A 16447-nucleotide genomic window follows, 5' to 3' on the forward strand; every position below is an offset into this window, starting at 1 on the left:
GAAAGGCCGTTATTTCACGGCGCCGAACGACAAACCGCGCACCAGCTGTTTCTGGCTGATCCAGCCAAAGATCAGGATCGGCGCACAGGCCAGGGTCGACACGGCAGACAATTTGGCCCAGAACAAACCTTCGGGGCTGGAGTAGGAGGCGATCAGTGCGGTCAAGGGCGCGGCGTTGGACGAGGTCAGGTTCAGCGACCAGAACGCTTCGTTCCAGCACAGGATCAGCGACAGCAGCACGGTGGACGCCAGGCCGCCCTTGGCGATCGGCAGCAGCACGCGGACCATCTCCTGCCACAGGGTGGCGCCGTCCAGGCGGGCGGCTTCGAGGATGTCCTTGGGAATGTCCTTGAAGTAGGTGTAAACCATCCAGACCACGATCGGCAGGTTGATCAGGGTGTAGATGATGATCAGCGCGATGCGGGTATCCAGCAGGCCGAAACTCTTGGCCAGCAGGTAGATCGGCATCAGCACGCCCACCGGCGGCAGCATCTTGGTGGACAGCATCCAGAGCAGGGTGCCCTTGGTGCGCTGGGTTTCGTAGAACGCCATGGAGTAGGCGGCCGGCACCGAGATCAACAGGCACAGGGCGGTGGCGCTGAACGAGATGAGCACCGAGTTCCACGCATAGCTGAAGTAGTTGCTGCGCTCGTTGATGTGCAGGTAGTTCTCCAGCGTCGGCGTGAAGATGAACTGCGGCGGTGTGGCGAACGCGTCGATTTCGGTCTTGAAGCTGGTCAGCACCATCCAGAAGATCGGGAAGAAAATCAGGATTGCGATGGCCCAGGCCAGGGTGCCGAGCAACAGGCTTTGCAGGCGGCGGGATTGTTGAAGCGTCATGGCGCGGCCCTCAAGGCTTGTCAGTCAGGTTTTTGCCGATCATCCGCACCAGGATGATCGCCGCGATATTGGCGATGACCACGGCAATCAAGCCGCCGGCCGAGGCCATGCCCACGTCGAACTGCACCAGCGCCTGGTTGTAGATCAGGTAGGCGAGGTTGGTCGAGGCGTAGCCCGGCCCCCCATTGGTGGTGGTGAAGATTTCAGCGAACACCGAGAGCAGGAAGATCGTTTCGATCATCACCACCACGGCAATCGGGCGGGCCAGGTGGGGCAGGGTGAGGTGCCAGAAGATCGCGATGGCGCCGGCACCGTCCAGGCGCGCGGCTTCCTTTTGTTCCTGGTCGAGGGACTGCATGGCGGTCATCAGCAGCAGGATTGCGAAGGGCAGCCACTGCCACGACACAATGATGATGATCGACAGCAGCGGGTAATGGGCCAGCCAGTCCACGGGCTCGGCGCCGAACAGCTTCCACACGGCGGCGAGAATCCCCGACACCGGGTGGAAAATCAGGTTCTTCCAGATCAGCGCACCGACGGTGGGCATGATGAAGAACGGCGAAATCAGCAACACCCGCACCAGGCCACGACCGAAGAACTCACTGGCCTCCAGCAAGGCACTGATCAACACGCCGAACACCACGCTGATCAGCAGCACACTGCCTACCAGCAACAAGGTATTGGTGGCACCGGGCAGGAACCCGGAGTCGGTGATGAAATAGGTGAAGTTTTCCAGGCCCACGAACTCGTTTTCGCCGGGATAGAGCAGGTTGTAGCGGATCAGCGAAAAATACAGGGTCATGCCCAGCGGCACGATCATCCACAGCAGCAACAAGGCCACCGAGGGGCTGACGAGAAACCAGCCCGGGTTGGCCACGCGGGTTTTGCGCGGCGTGGCCGGCACGGCGGTTTGCACTTGGGCAGTGTTGGTATTCATAGGGTCACAACCAGTCAGGTACATGCAGAACTAAAGTCGAAGCGCGGTCAGTGTGGGAGCGGGCTTTTGCGGGAGCTGGCTTGCCTGCGATAGCCTCAACTCGGCTTGTCTTACAGACCGAGGTGCTTGCATCGCAGGCAAGCCAGCTCCCACCTAAAAGCAGTTCCTGCATGAAGCCCGCTCCCACATTTACAGCGGCGTGTCCGCTTTATTTGGGATAGCCGGCCCGCTTCATTTCACGCTCGGTGGTGTTTTGCGCAGCGGCCAGGGCCTGGTCCACCGTTTGCTGGCCGGTCAGGGCCGCGGAGAACAGCTTGCCCACCGAGGTGCCAATGGCCTGGAACTCAGGAATGGTCACCAGCTGGATACCGATATACGGCACCGGCTTGAGGGTCGGTTTGGTCGGGTCGGCGACTTTCAGCGATTCCAGCGTCACCTTGGCGAACGGCGCGGCCTTCATGTACTCATCGCTGTAGGTCGACTTGCGCGTGCCTGGCGGCACGTTGGCGATGCCGTCGGTCTTGGCCACCAGCTGGCTGTACTCCTTGGAGGTCGCCCAGCTGGTGAACACCTTGGCGGCGTCCTTGGCCTTGGAACTGGTCGGGATCGCCAGGCTCCAGGAGTACAGCCACGAGGTGCCCTTGTCGGTCTTCTCGTGAGGGGCAAAGGTAAAGCCGACGTGGTCGGCCACTTTGCTCTGAGTCTTGTCGGTCACGAACGAACCGGCCACGCTGGCATCGACCCAGATCGCGCATTTGCCGCTGTTGAACAGCGCCAGGTTTTCGTTGAAGCCGTTGCTGGAAGCGCCCGGCGGGCCGGATTTCTTCATGTTGTCGACGTAGAAGTTCAGCGCATCCTTCCATTCAGGACCGCTGAATTCCGGTTGCCACTTCTCATCGAACCAGCGTGCGCCGTAGCCGTTGGCCAGTGTCGTGATCAGCGCCATGTTCTCGCCCCAACCGGCTTTGCCGCGCAGGCACAGGCCGTACTGCTCTTTGGATTTGTCGGTGAGTTTGCTGGCGAATTCGCCGATCTGCGTCCAGGTTGGATGCTCGGGCATGGTCAGACCGGCGTCCTTGAACAGGTCGGTGCGGTAATAGGTGATCGAGCTTTCGGCGTAGAACGGCAGGGCGTACAGCGAACCCTTGACGGACAGGCCGTCGCGTACCGATGGGAAGACGTCATCGAGGTCGTAGGACGCCGGCAGGTCTTTCATCGGCTCCAGCCAACCCTTGGCACCCCAGAGTGCAGCTTCGTACATGCCGATGGTCAACACGTCGAACTGTCCGCCCTGGGTGGCGATGTCGGTGGTCAGGCGCTGGCGCAGTACGTTTTCTTCGAGCACCACCCAATTCAGCTTGATCTCCGGATGCTCGGTCTCGAAGGTTTTCGAGAGCTTTTGCATGCGGATCATGTCGCTGTTGTTGACGGTGGCAATGGTCAGGGTCTGCGCGCCAAAACTGACGGCGCTGAGGGTCATGCAGGTGGTCATGCAGGTGGAAACAAGCAGTGCTTTTGCTGTGAACTTCATCGCGCACTCCATTTCTGCGCCCAGGGGCTACAGAAGGACAGTTATTGTTGTTGTGTCTTCCACAACAGCTGGAAGAGTGTGCGTTGATTACAGCCTTCAAACGACGTTGTGACAAATCCTTGGGAGCACTGGCACTGATACTTTTTTGCACTGCGTTTTGATTGGCTGTGGGAGCATGCTTGCCTGCGATGGCATCGACAGGGTCCACCTGACACTCCTGAGTGTCTGCATCGCAGGCAAGCCAGCTCCCACAGAAAAGCAGTTCAGTGCTGCGCTCAGGCCAGGTTCTGCTCGGTCAACCGCTGCACCGCCAGGCGGCGGTAGTGGGAAGGGGTCATGCCTTTGAGCTGTTGAAAGCGCCGGTTGAAGTTGGAAATGTTGTTGAAGCCCGACTCGAAACACACATCGGTCACGGCCTTGTCGCCGTCGGCCAGCAGTTCGCAGGACTTGCTGATGCGCAGTCGGTTGACGAACTCGATGAAGGTGCGCCCCGTGGCCTGCTTGAACACCCGGGAGAAATAGGTGGGCTTCATGCCCAGGTATTCCGCCACTTCCTCCAATGACAATTCCCGCGCGTAGTGGGCAAAGATGTAGTCCACCGCCCGGTTGGTGCGGTCGATGCTGTGTTCATCCGCCAGTTGCGGGGTGGTTACGCCGGACAACAGTTGGTAGTCCTCGCAGGCGCTGAGCGCCTCCAGCAGGATAAAGAAGTGCCCCAGACGCGCCATGCCTTTGGATTCTTCGATGCGTTGCATCAAGGTCATGGCCTGGGCGATGGTCTTTTTACAGCGAAACTCGATGCCGTATTGCGCCCGCTCCAGCAGCGGCGCCAGGCTCTTGAGCTCGCCAAAGATCTGGCAGCCGCTGTCGAACAGCTCGTCGGTGAAGTTCACCAGCATGTCGCGCTTGGGTACCACCTCGTCTTCCTCCACCTGGCTGATCCAGTTGTGGGGCAGATTGGGGCCGGTGAGAAACAGGCTTTCCGGGTAGAAGTTGCCGATATAGTCGCCGATGAACACCTTGCCGGAGCTGGCGACGATCAGGTGCAGCTCGTATTCCTTGTGGAAGTGCCAGCGTACCAGCGGGCAGGGGAAGCCGTGCTGGCGATAGATGATGGACAGGCCGTTGTGGTCGTCCATCAGCTCGTAGGAAGGGTCGGTGATACGCGCTGCTCGGGTCATGCTGCCGTCGCTTTATTGTGGTCGCTGCGTAGGATAATGCCTCCTTGCGCGCGCACCTGCCAGCATCGATGTTTACACGATGCGGTTTTTCGCCTCGATCCACTGCGACATGTACTGCGTACTTTTATGGGCGTGATGGCGCAGCATGCTGCCGGTGAAGTTGTCGCGGCGGTGCGCGGCGAGTCGGCTGCGGCAGCGCTCCAGGCACGCCACCAGCGCCGGGCCATGCAGGTTTTGGTCATAACGGCGAGCCAGCAACTGGCGCCCGTTTTCCTGGGCCTCGGTCCAGCGCTCGCGGTCCTGGTACAGCGCCACGGCGGCGGCGGCGAGTGCAGTGGCACTCTGTTCGATCACGCCTGGCCACGGTTGATCGTCGCCCATGGCTTCACAGCCAATGGGTGTGGTGACACTCGGCGTGCCGCAGAGCATCGCGTCCACCAGCTTGCCTTTGATCCCGGCACCAAAGCGCAGCGGCGCCAGGCAGATGCGCGCGGCGCTCATCACGTGCAGCGCGTCTTCGGCCCAGTTCATCACATGAAAGCCTTGCGCCGGGTTGTGCAGCGCGGTGGCCTTGGGCGGCGTATAGGCGCCGTAGATGTGCAGGTGGGCGCCCGGCAGTTGCTGGCGGATCAGCGGCCACAGGCTGTTCTTCATCCACAGCACCGCATCCCAGTTGGGCGCGTGACGGAAATTACCGATGCTGAGGAAGTGCGCGCGGTCTTCAAAGGGGGCGAAGGCGTCGGTCGGTGGCTCCAGCATCAACGGGCACCGGTGGAGCAGGGCGCCAGGCACCTTGAACTGTTCGGTGAGCAGGCGGATTTCCACGTCGGAGATGATCAGGCTGATATCGCAACGGTAAATCGCCGCGATTTCGCGCTTGGCCAGGTCGGTCTCGGCCATCAGCCGGAACTCATCTTCCAGCGCCGGGGCGAACAGGACGGTGAAGTCGTCGCTGTCGGGATGAGCCTTGAGGTGGTCCTTGAAGCGCTGATGGCGCGCGTCGCGCAGGCTTTGCAGGTCGGAAGTTTCAAGCACGCGCAGCGCATTCGGGCAGCATTTTTCCACGCGCCAGCCGAACTGCTCTTCCATCATGAAACGGTCGAACAGCACGATATCCGGGGCGAGTTCGCGGACAAAATCATCGAAACTGCTGTTATTCAGCTCGATGGCGCATTCAGCGATGCCGAGTGCGGGCAGGTCGGCCTTGTGTTCGCCGATTGTGGCGGGGCTGCTGAAGGTAATGTCCCAACCTTGCGTCAGAAAGCTCTCAAGGATTTGCATCATGTGCCCGCCTGCGGCTGAAGAGCGGGGTTCCGGCCAGACATAACCAATGACCAGGACTTTGGTGGCGGGTTGATTCATTGAGCATGGATCCTTGATCGGGGCGGCAAAAAAGCGGCGATTAAAGCACATTTGATTTTTGCAAATGGCGTGGTGGGCAAATGCGATTAGCCTTTGATTGCTCATGCCGAATTGAGCTTTGGTACTGTCAGGTATCACAGTATTCAGGCGTTTGGGAGGGGTGATAGGTTCGGTTGGCTGCCCTGACGCAGGTTGTTGGGGGAGCCCAAACCAGCCGTTTCCAGGGAGACGCCTCAAATGACTACGGACAACCCACATCCAGAAAGTACCTCGGTGGAAACCGAATGGCACAGCTATACGCTGACAAAAGGCATCAGCAGCCACACCGGGAACCTTCGAATCCGTTGGCGCCGCGTGGCGAATACGCTGACGGTGACCACAGAGGAGTACATGATTACCGGCAATGGTTCCCGAAACAGCGCCAATATCAACTTCAAGGCCAAAAGCAGCTCGGGCGGTGAGTGGAAGATTAACTCGCCGGATGATCGCAAGCAGGATGGTTCATGGCACGGTTGGCCGACCCAGGGTTCTGTAGCGCTTGCTCCGAGTTCTAACTCGGTGACGTTCACTTCAGAGTTTGTATTCGATCTGTCCGGGCCGGATGATCGGGCGACTGCTACGCACACGGTGTCGATCTAGCCGGATCGCCAACGCTGACCCGGGCGTTGGGGGCGCCCGGGTTGGCTCCCGCGTTTTCCAATTGCCCATAGGTGCTTATCGCAGTTTGTGGTTAACTTCGGCCTCTCGAATTCGTTTCAATAAACCCAGCATAAGGATTCTGTTCATGGCTCAAGTCACCCACCGTGGCAACCCGATCCAGGTTGAAGGCGATCTGCCGCAAGTCGGCTCCCAGGCACCTGACTTCAAGCTGACCGCCGGCGATCTGTCGGACGCGACCCTGGCCACCTTCGCCGGCAAGCGCAAAGTGCTGAATATCTTCCCAAGCGTCGACACCCCGACCTGCGCCACTTCGGTGCGCAAGTTCAACGCCCAGGCCAACGACCTGAACAACGCCGTGGTCCTGTGCATCTCCACCGACCTGCCATTCGCTCAGGCACGTTTCTGCGGCGCCGAAGGCCTGGAAAATGTGAAGAACCTGTCGGACTTCCGCGACGCTGCATTCGCTGTCGACTACGGCGTGGCCATTGCCGAAGGTGCACTGCGCGGCCTGACCGCCCGTGCTGTCGTGGTACTGGACGAAAACAACAATGTCCTGCACAGCGAACTGGTTTCGGAGATTGGCCAGGAGCCAAACTACGAAGCAGCCCTGGCTGTTTTGAAGTAACTGTTTCAACGCGTGACTGTCGCCCGGCAGTCACACGTGTGCTACATGATTGCGGCCTGGCCTAGTCCAGGCCGTTTTTATTTTGGGGTCAAACGCTTAGCTGAATTAGCCGATGGACTAAGGTCAGAAGTTAAAAGTTGTAAGCCCAAGGTAAATAGCCGGTAAAGGCGCTTTTCTAAACGCGCACCAGTGCTTATCTTTCAGCCTCCTTAAAAAGAAGTTCTCGTGCCCAATGGTTGATCAATCCATGCAATCTTCCCCCCGCAATTCCCGTCGCTGGTTGTTCGGCCTGCTGGTGCTGCTGGTCATCGCCGCCCTGTGCTGGAAGTTCTGGCCCGGCGGCCACAAGGATGCCGACGCACAGAAGCCCGCCGGGCATGCCGGTAAATCGGGAATGATGCGCCCCGGCTTCGGCGGTTCCACCGGCCCGATTCCGGTGCGTGTGGCGCCGGCGGTGTTGGGGGACTTCCCGGTTTATTACAAGGCCTTGGGCACCGTCACCGCGCTCAATACCATCAATGTGCGCAGCCGGGTGGGCGGCGAACTGGTGAAGATCGCCTTCGAAGAGGGGCAGATGGTCAAGGCCGGCGACCTGCTGGCGGAAATCGACCCGCGCAGCTATCAGAACGCCTTGCTCCAGGCCCAGGGCACCTTGTTGCAGAACCAGGCCCAGTTGAAGAACGCCCAGGTGGATGTGCAGCGTTACCGTGACCTGTACGCCCAGGACAGTATCGCCAAGCAGACCCTGGACACCGCCGAAGCGCTGGTCCTGCAATACCAGGGCACCGTCAAGACCAACCAGGGCGCGGTGGATGATGCCAAACTCAACCTCGAATTCACCAGGATCCGCGCGCCGATCAGTGGCCGGGTCGGCCTGCGTCAGGTCGATGTGGGCAACCTGGTGACGGCCAATGACACCACGTCCCTCGCCGTGATCACCCAGACCCAGCCGATCAGCGTGGCCTTCACACTGCCGGAGAACACCCTCGAAACCGTGCTCACCCGCTACCATGCCGGCAACAAACTGCCCGTGGAAGCCTGGGACCGTGGCGATGTGAAGCAACAGGCCACCGGCGTGCTGCAAAGCCTGGACAACCAGATCGACGTGACCACCGGCACCCTGAAGTTCAAGGCGCGCTTCGATAACAAGGACCAGGCGCTGTTCCCCAACCAGTTCGTCAATGTGCACCTGCTTGCCGACACCCTGCATAACGTGGTGCTGGCACCGTCCGCAGCGATCCAGTTCGGCAATAACGGCACCTTCGTCTACGTGCTGGACGGCGACAAGAAGGTCAAGGTGCAGTCGTTGGTCGTCGGTGACACCGATGGCGATAACACCGTGATCAAGGAGGGCCTGAAGGCCGGCGACCGTGTGGTACTGGAAGGTACCGACCGCCTCAAGGACGGCAGCGAAATCGAGGTGGTCAACGACAGCAGTGAAGTACCGACGACCCCGACCGAGCACCTGCAAGGCAAGCCCGCCGCCAAAGGGGAGACCGGCACCAGCGCCGGCAAGGCGCAAAAGGTCGGTTCATGAACCTCTCGCGGCTGTTTATCCTTCGCCCGGTCGCCACCACGCTGAGCATGCTGGCCATTGTATTGGCCGGCCTTATCGCGTATCGCTTGCTGCCGGTGTCCGCCTTGCCCCAGGTGGACTACCCGACCATCCGCGTGATGACCCTGTACCCCGGCGCCAGCCCGGACGTCATGACCAGCGCGGTCACCGCGCCGCTGGAGCGCCAGTTCGGGCAAATGCCCGGCCTGACGCAAATGGCCTCCACCAGTTCCGGCGGGGCCTCGGTGCTGACCCTGCGTTTCAACCTCGACATCAACATGGATGTCGCCGAGCAACAGGTGCAGGCCGCGATCAACGCCGCGACTAACCTGCTGCCCAAGGACTTGCCGGCACCGCCGGTGTACAACAAGGTCAACCCGGCGGACACCCCGGTGCTGACCCTGGCCATTACCTCCAAGACCATGCTGCTGCCCAAGCTCAATGACCTGGTCGACACGCGCATGGCGCAGAAAATTGCGCAGATCAGCGGTGTCGGCATGGTCAGCATCGCCGGTGGTCAGCGCCAGGCCGTGCGCATCAAGGTCAACCCCGAAGCACTGGCCGCCAACGGCTTGAACCTGTCGGATGTGCGCACCCTGATCGCCGCCTCCAACGTCAACCAGCCGAAGGGCAACTTCGACGGCCCCACCCGGGTGTCGATGCTCGACGCCAACGACCAGTTGGTTTCGCCCCAGCAATACGCCGAGTTGATCCTGGCCTACAACAATGGCGCGCCGCTGCGGCTCAAGGACGTGGCACAGATCGTCGACGGCGCCGAGAACGAACGGTTGGCCGCCTGGGCCAATGAAAACCAGGCCGTGTTGCTGAATATCCAGCGTCAGCCGGGGGCCAACGTGATCGAGGTGGTGGACCGCATCAAGGCGCTGCTGCCGAGCATCACCGACAACCTGCCGGCCGGTCTCGACGTGACGGTACTCACCGACCGTACCCAGACCATCCGCGCCTCGGTCACTGACGTACAGCACGAATTGCTGATCGCCATTGCCCTGGTGGTGATGGTGACGTTCCTGTTCCTGCGCCGGGTCAGCGCCACGATCATTCCTTCCATCGCGGTGCCGCTGTCGCTGGTCGGCACCTTTGGCGTGATGTACCTGGCGGGCTTCTCCATCAACAACCTGACGCTGATGGCCCTGACCATCGCCACCGGGTTCGTGGTGGATGATGCCATCGTAATGTTGGAGAACATTTCCCGTTACATCGAAGAAGGCGAGACCCCGCTGGCCGCCGCTCTCAAGGGCGCCAGGCAGATCGGCTTCACCCTGGTGTCCCTGACCCTGTCGCTGATCGCAGTGCTGATCCCGCTGCTGTTCATGGCCGATGTGGTCGGGCGCCTGTTCCGCGAGTTCGCCATCACGCTGGCGGTGGCCATCCTGATTTCCCTGGTGGTATCGCTGACCCTCACGCCGATGATGTGCGCGCGTTTGCTCAAGCGTGAGCCCAAGGAAGAAGAGCAGGGCCGTTTCTACAAGGCCAGCGGGGCCTGGATCGACTGGCTGATCGAAGCCTACGGGCGCAAATTGCAGTGGGTGCTCAAGCACCAGCCGCTGACCCTGCTGGTGGCCATCGCCACCCTCGGCCTCACCGTGTTTCTGTACCTGGTGGTGCCCAAGGGCTTCTTTCCGGTGCAGGACACCGGGGTGATCCAGGGGATTTCCGAAGCGCCGCAGTCGATTTCATTCGCCGCGATGAGCCAGCGCCAACAAGAGCTGGCGAAGATCATCCTGGCTGACCCGGCGGTGGAAAGCCTGTCGTCCTACATCGGTGTGGATGGCGATAACGCCACCCTCAACAGCGGTCGCTTGCTGATCAACCTCAAGCCCCATGGCCAGCGCGATTTGAGCGCGGCCCAAGTGATCACCCGCCTGCAACCGGAGATGGACAAGCTGGTAGGCATCCGCCTGTTCATGCAGCCGGTGCAGGACCTCACCATCGAAGACCGCGTCAGCCGTACCCAGTACCAATTCAGCATGTCTTCGCCGGACGCCGAGTTGCTGGCGCTGTGGAGCGACAAGCTGGTGCACGCCCTCGGCCAGCTGCCGGAGCTCACCGATGTGGCCAGCGACTTGCAAGACAAGGGCCTCCAGGTGTACCTGGTGATCGATCGCGATGCCGCCTCACGGCTGGGTGTCAGCGTGTCGACCATCACCGACGCGCTCTACGACGCGTTCGGCCAGCGCCAGATTTCGACCATCTACACCCAGGCCAGCCAGTACCGCGTGGTGCTGCAGGCCCAGTCCGGGGAAACCCTGGGCCCGGCGGCGCTGGACCAGATCCATGTGAAGACCACCGATGGCGGCCAGGTGCGCCTGTCGAGCCTGGCCCATGTGGAACAGCGCCAGGCGCAGTTGGCCATTGCCCATATCGGCCAGTTCCCGGCGGTGATGATGTCGTTCAACCTGGCGCCCGGCGTGGCGCTGGGCAAGGGCGTGGAACTGATCAACCAGGCGCAGAAAGACATCGGCATGCCGATCGGTGTGCAAACCCAGTTCCAGGGTGCGGCGCAGGCGTTCGAAGCGTCGCTGTCGAGTACCTTGCTGCTGATCCTGGCGGCGGTGGTCACCATGTATATCGTGCTCGGCGTGCTCTACGAGAGTTATATCCACCCGATCACCATTCTCTCGACCTTGCCGTCGGCGGCGGTGGGGGCCTTGCTGGCGCTGCTGCTCAGCGGCAATGACCTGGGCATGATCGCGATCATCGGCATCATCCTGCTGATCGGCATCGTGAAAAAGAACGCGATCATGATGATCGACTTCGCCCTTGACGCCGAGCGCAACCAGGGCCTGGACCCGCAGACCGCGATCTACCAGGCTGCGCTGCTGCGCTTCCGGCCGATCCTGATGACCACCCTGGCCGCGCTGTTCGGCGCGGTACCGCTGATGCTCGCCACCGGTTCCGGCGCGGAACTGCGTCAGCCCCTGGGCCTGGTGATGGTCGGCGGCCTGCTGGTGAGCCAGGTGTTGACGCTGTTCACCACGCCGGTGATCTACCTGTACTTCGACCGCTTGGGGCGTCGCTGGCGCAAAGAGCCGCAAAGCCTGGAGCCGGTTGAATCATGAACCTGTCCGGACCGTTCATTCGCAGGCCGGTAGCCACCATGCTGCTGAGCCTGGCGATCCTGTTGCTCGGCGGCGTGAGCTTCAACCTGTTGCCGGTGTCGCCGCTGCCACAGATCGACTTTCCGGTGATCGTGGTGTCGGCCAGCCTGCCCGGCGCCAGCCCCGAGGTGATGGCTTCCACCGTGGCCACGCCGCTGGAGCGTTCTTTCGGCGCGATTGCCGGCATCACCACCATGAGCAGCAACTCGAGCCAGGGTTCGACGCGGGTGATTCTGGCGTTCGATTCCGACCGTGACATCAACGGCGCGGCGCGGGAGGTGCAGGCAGCGATCAATGCCTCGCGCAACCTGCTGCCCAGCGGCATGCGCAGCATGCCCACCTACAAGAAGATCAACCCGTCCCAGGCGCCGATCATGGTGCTGTCGCTGACCTCGGACGTATTACAGAAGGGCCAGCTGTACGATCTGGCCTCGACCATCCTGTCCCAGAGCCTGTCCCAGGTGCCGGGCGTGGGCGAAGTGCAGATCGGCGGCAGTTCGCTGCCGGCGGTGCGCATTGAGCTGGAGCCCAAGGCGCTCGACCAGTACGGCGTGGCCCTGGACGATGTGCGCAACACCATTGCCAACGCCAACCAGCGGCGACCCAAGGGTTCCCTGGAAGACAGCGAACGCAATTGGCAGATCCAGGCCAATGACCAGCTGGAAAAAGCCAAGGACTACGAGCCGCTGCTGATCCGCTACCAGAACGGCGCGGCCCTGCGCCTGGGCGATGTGGCCCGAATCAGCGATGGCGTGGAAGACCGCTACAACAGTGGTTTCTTCAACAACGATGCGGCAGTGCTGCTGGTGATCAACCGCCAGTCCGGCGCCAACATCATCGAAACCGTGAGGCAGATCAAGGCGCAGTTGCCGGCGTTGCAGGCGGTGTTGCCGTCCAGCGTCAAATTGAGCCTGGCCATGGACCGCTCACCGGTGATTACCGCCACCCTGCATGAAGCCGAGATGACCCTGTTGATCGCGGTGATCCTGGTGGTGCTGGTGGTGTACCTGTTCCTCGGCAATTTCCGCGCCTCTCTGATTCCCACCCTGGCGGTGCCGGTGTCGCTGGTGGGGACTTTTGCGGTGATGTACCTGTGCGGGTTTTCGCTGAACAACTTCTCGCTGATGGCCCTGATCCTGGCCACCGGTCTGGTGGTGGACGATGCCATCGTGGTGTTGGAGAACATCTCCCGGCACATCGATGAGGGCGTGCCGCCGATGAAAGCGGCGTACCTGGGGGCGCAGGAAGTTGGCTTCACCTTGCTGTCGATGAACGTGTCGCTGGTGGCGGTGTTCCTGTCGATCCTGTTTATGGGCGGCATCGTCACCAACCTGTTCCGCGAGTTTTCCATCACCTTGTCGTCGGCGATCATCGTGTCGCTGGTGGTGTCCCTGACGCTCACGCCGATGCTCTGCGCCCGCTGGCTCAAGCCCCATGTCAAAGGCCACATGACCGGCTTGCAACGCTGGAGCCAAAAGGTCAATGACCGCATGGTGGCCGGCTATGCCACCACCCTCGACTGGGTGCTGCGCCACCGGCGCCTGACCCTGCTCAGCCTGTTTCTGACCATCGGCGTGAACATTGCGCTGTACGTGGTGGTGCCCAAGACCTTTATGCCGCAGCAGGACACCGGCCAGTTGATCGGTTTCGTGCGTGGTGATGACGGCCTGTCTTTCAGCGTGATGCAGCCGAAGATGGAGACCTTCCGCAAGGCGGTACTCAAGGACCCGGCGGTGCTCAGCGTGGCAGGCTTCATCGGCGGCAACAACGGCACCAACAACGCGGTGATGCTGGTACGCCTCAAGCCCATCGCCGAGCGCAAGATCTCCGCCCAGGCGGTGATCGAGCGTCTGCGCAAGGAGGTGCCGCTGGTACCGGGAGGCCGGTTGTTCCTGATGGCGGACCAGGACCTGCAGTTTGGCGGCAGCCGCGACCAGACCACTGCGCAGTATTCCTACATCCTGCAAAGCGGCGACCTCGCGGCGTTGCGCCTGTGGTATCCAAAGGTGGTCACCGCGCTGCGCGAGCTACCGGAACTGACGGCCATCGACGCCCGTGAAGGCCGGGGCGCGGCGCAAGTGACCCTGATCGTCGACCGCGACGAGGCCAAGCGCCTGGGCATCGACATGAGCATGGTCACGGCGGTGCTCAACAACGCCTACAGCCAGCGGCAGATTTCGACGATCTACGACAGCCTCAACCAGTACCAGGTGGTGATGGAGGTCAACCCCAAATACGCCCAGGACCCGATCACCCTCAACCAGATGCAGGTCATCACGTCGAGTGGCGCGCGGGTGCCCTTGTCGACCATCGCCCATTACGAAAACAGCCTGGCCGATGACCGGGTCAGCCACGAAGGCCAGTTTGCGTCGGAGAACATTGCCTTCGACATCGCCCCGGGCTTCACGGTGGAGCAGGGCACGGCGGCCATCGAGCGGGCGATTGCCAAGGTCGGCTTGCCGGAGGATGTGATCGCCAAGATGAGCGGTACCGCCGATGCCTTTGCGGCCACCCAGAAAGGCCAACCGTTCATGATCCTCGGCGCGTTGGTGGCGGTGTACCTGGTGCTGGGCATTCTGTATGAAAGCTACATTCACCCGCTGACCATCCTCTCGACGCTGCCGTCGGCGGGTGTCGGTGCCTTGCTGTCGATCTACTTGCTGGGCGGCGAGTTCAGCCTGATCTCTCTGCTGGGCCTGTTCCTGCTGATTGGCGTGGTGAAGAAAAACGCGATCCTGATGATCGACCTGGCCTTGCAACTGGAGCGCCATGACGGGATGAGCCCGCTGGAGTCGATTCGCAGCGCCTGCCTGTTGCGGCTGCGTCCGATCCTGATGACCACGCTCGCCGCGATCCTCGGCGCCTTGCCACTGCTGCTGGGCGCGGGCGACGGTGCGGAAATGCGCCAGCCCCTGGGCCTGACCATCATCGGTGGCCTGGTCTTCAGCCAGATCCTGACCCTTTACACCACCCCGGTGGTTTACCTCTACCTCGATCGCGCGCGCCATCGCTTCAACGCTTGGCGCGGCGTGCGTACCGATGCTGCCCTGGACACTGCGCTATGACCGATTCAACCTTTACCCGATTGGCCATGTTCCGCGGTTCGCGCCTGGCGAGCCTGGTGCTTTGCGGGGTGATGCTCAGCGCCTGTGCCATCGGGCCTGACTACAAGCGCCCGGACGTCACCGAGCCCGTTCAGTTCAAGGAGGCGCAAGGTTGGCGCCAGGCCACGCCCAGCGATGCGCTGGCCCGTGGGGCATGGTGGGAGCTTTACGGCGATCGCCAGCTCAATGACCTGGTGACCCGCCTGAACGCGTCCAACCAGACCGTGGCCCAGGCCGAAGCGCGCTTCCGCCAGGCCCAGGCCCAGGTGCGCAGTGCCCGAGGCGCGTTTTTCCCGACGGTGGACGCAAACGTCGGCAAGACCCGGGCCAGCCAGGGTACCGGCAGCAGCAACGCCAGCCTCAGCAGCTCCAGCAGCGGTATCCGCGATACCCTCAATGCCCAGTTGGGCGTGAGTTGGGAGGCGGACGTCTGGGGCAAGTTGCGCCGTGGCCTGGAGGCCAACCAGGCCACCGCCGAAGCCAGCTCCGCGGACCTGGCGGCCATGCGCCTGAGCCAGCAATCGGAACTGGTGCAGGACTACCTGCAACTGCGGGTCATGGATGAACAGACCCGCTTGCTGCAAGCGACGCTGGACACCTACCAGCGCTCCCTGCAAATGACTGAAAACCAGTACCGTGCCGGAGTGTCCGGCAAGGATGCGGTGGCCCAGGCGCAAACCCAGCTCAAGACCACCCAGGCCAGCCTGATCGACCTGATCTGGCAGCGTGCCCAACTGGAAAACGCCATCGCGGTGCTGATCGGCGAAGCGCCGGCCAACTTCAGCCTGGCGGTGAGCAAGGACATCCCGGCCTTGCCGCAAATACCGGTTGGCCTGCCGTCGCAATTGCTGGAGCGCCGCCCGGACATCGCGTCGGCGGAACGTTCGGTGATCGCTGCCAACGCCAACATCGGCGTGGCCAAGGCCGCCTATTACCCGGACCTGACCCTGAGCCTGGCGGGGGGATATTCCAGCAGTACCTATGCCGACTGGATCAGCTTGCCGAACCGGTTCTGGTCGGTCGGGCCCAAGTTGGCGATGACGCTGTTCGATGGTGGCCAGCGTTCGGCGGAAGTCGATCGTACCGTGGCCAGCTATGACGAGACCGTGGCCAAGTACCGCCAGACCGTACTGGATGGTTTTCGCGAGGTGGAGAACTACATGGTGCAACTCAAGGTGCTGGAGGATGAGGCGGTGGTCAGCAACGAAGCGCTGGCGGCTGCCCGTGAGTCGTTGCGGTTGACGCAGAACCAGTACAAGGCGGGGTTGATCGCTTATCTGGACGTGGTGACGGTGCAGGCGACGGCATTGAGCAATGAGCGGACGGTGTTGACCTTGTTGCAGACGCGGTTGGTGGCGAGTGTGCAGTTGATTGCGGCGCTTGGGGGAGGGTGGGATGGGCACGCGGGGGTGGTTGCTAAAGAGTAGTTGGGTGTGCATAAGCAGCTTGATATCTACCTCATATAGAAGATCCAAATTGTGGGAGCGGGCTTGCTCGCGAAAGCGGTGGATCAGTTAGAGCTGTAATCGCTGA

At 61.7% G+C, this 16447-nt stretch carries 11 protein-coding genes; 6 read left to right on the forward strand and 5 right to left on the reverse strand.

The window, feature by feature from the left end:
• Positions 1–9 precede the first annotated feature (9 nt).
• The 5 genes from ACW9IN_RS17375 to ACW9IN_RS17395 form a co-directional block, all read right to left on the reverse strand.
• Positions 10–840, reverse strand: a complete 831-nt coding sequence (locus ACW9IN_RS17375; RefSeq protein ID WP_017848429.1) for a carbohydrate ABC transporter permease — start codon at positions 838–840, stop codon at positions 10–12.
• Between the two features lie 10 nt (positions 841–850).
• Entirely contained in the window at positions 851–1777 is a 927-nt protein-coding gene (locus tag ACW9IN_RS17380; RefSeq protein WP_457367038.1) for a carbohydrate ABC transporter permease, read from the reverse strand.
• A 208-nt stretch (positions 1778–1985) separates the two neighbouring features.
• Complete coding sequence (locus tag ACW9IN_RS17385; protein WP_457367048.1) at positions 1986–3269, reverse strand: ABC transporter substrate-binding protein; 1284 nt, start codon at positions 3267–3269, stop codon at positions 1986–1988.
• 314 nt (positions 3270–3583) lie between these two features.
• Positions 3584–4489: a helix-turn-helix domain-containing protein gene (locus tag ACW9IN_RS17390; protein WP_457367039.1), complete on the reverse strand. Its 906-nt coding sequence runs from the start codon at positions 4487–4489 to the stop codon at positions 3584–3586.
• Positions 4490–4561: 72 nt separating this feature from the next.
• Positions 4562–5851 (reverse strand): glycosyltransferase, encoded by a 1290-nt coding sequence (locus ACW9IN_RS17395; RefSeq protein ID WP_457367040.1) that lies wholly within the window; start codon positions 5849–5851, stop codon positions 4562–4564.
• A 237-nt stretch (positions 5852–6088) separates the two neighbouring features.
• Between ACW9IN_RS17395 and ACW9IN_RS17400 the strand changes: the two genes are divergently transcribed.
• The 6 genes from ACW9IN_RS17400 (at position 6089) to ACW9IN_RS17425 (ending at position 16341) form a co-directional block, all read left to right on the forward strand.
• The gene (locus ACW9IN_RS17400; protein ID WP_457367041.1) at positions 6089–6490 is read left to right on the forward strand and encodes a hypothetical protein; all 402 of its coding nucleotides are present in this window, start codon (positions 6089–6091) and stop codon (positions 6488–6490) included.
• A gap of 145 nt (positions 6491–6635) precedes the next feature.
• A complete protein-coding gene (gene tpx / locus ACW9IN_RS17405; RefSeq protein ID WP_457367042.1) occupies positions 6636–7136 on the forward strand; it encodes a thiol peroxidase in 501 nt (166 codons plus the stop codon).
• A gap of 232 nt (positions 7137–7368) precedes the next feature.
• A complete protein-coding gene (locus tag ACW9IN_RS17410) occupies positions 7369–8673 on the forward strand; it encodes an MdtA/MuxA family multidrug efflux RND transporter periplasmic adaptor subunit (RefSeq protein WP_457367043.1) in 1305 nt (434 codons plus the stop codon).
• Positions 8670–11771 carry an MdtB/MuxB family multidrug efflux RND transporter permease subunit gene (locus ACW9IN_RS17415; protein WP_457367044.1) on the forward strand — a complete coding sequence of 1034 codons (3102 nt, stop codon included), beginning with the start codon at positions 8670–8672 and terminating at the stop codon, positions 11769–11771. Before ACW9IN_RS17410 ends, ACW9IN_RS17415 begins: the two co-directional genes overlap by 4 nt.
• Positions 11768–14875 (forward strand): efflux RND transporter permease subunit, encoded by a 3108-nt coding sequence (locus tag ACW9IN_RS17420; protein WP_457367045.1) that lies wholly within the window; start codon positions 11768–11770, stop codon positions 14873–14875. Before ACW9IN_RS17415 ends, ACW9IN_RS17420 begins: the two co-directional genes overlap by 4 nt.
• On the forward strand, positions 14872–16341 hold the full coding sequence (locus tag ACW9IN_RS17425; RefSeq protein ID WP_457367046.1) for an efflux transporter outer membrane subunit: 1470 nt from the start codon (positions 14872–14874) through the stop codon (positions 16339–16341). Before ACW9IN_RS17420 ends, ACW9IN_RS17425 begins: the two co-directional genes overlap by 4 nt.
• The last annotated feature ends 106 nt before the right edge of the window (positions 16342–16447 follow it).

The organism is Pseudomonas sp. SDO5271_S396, from assembly GCF_054071795.1.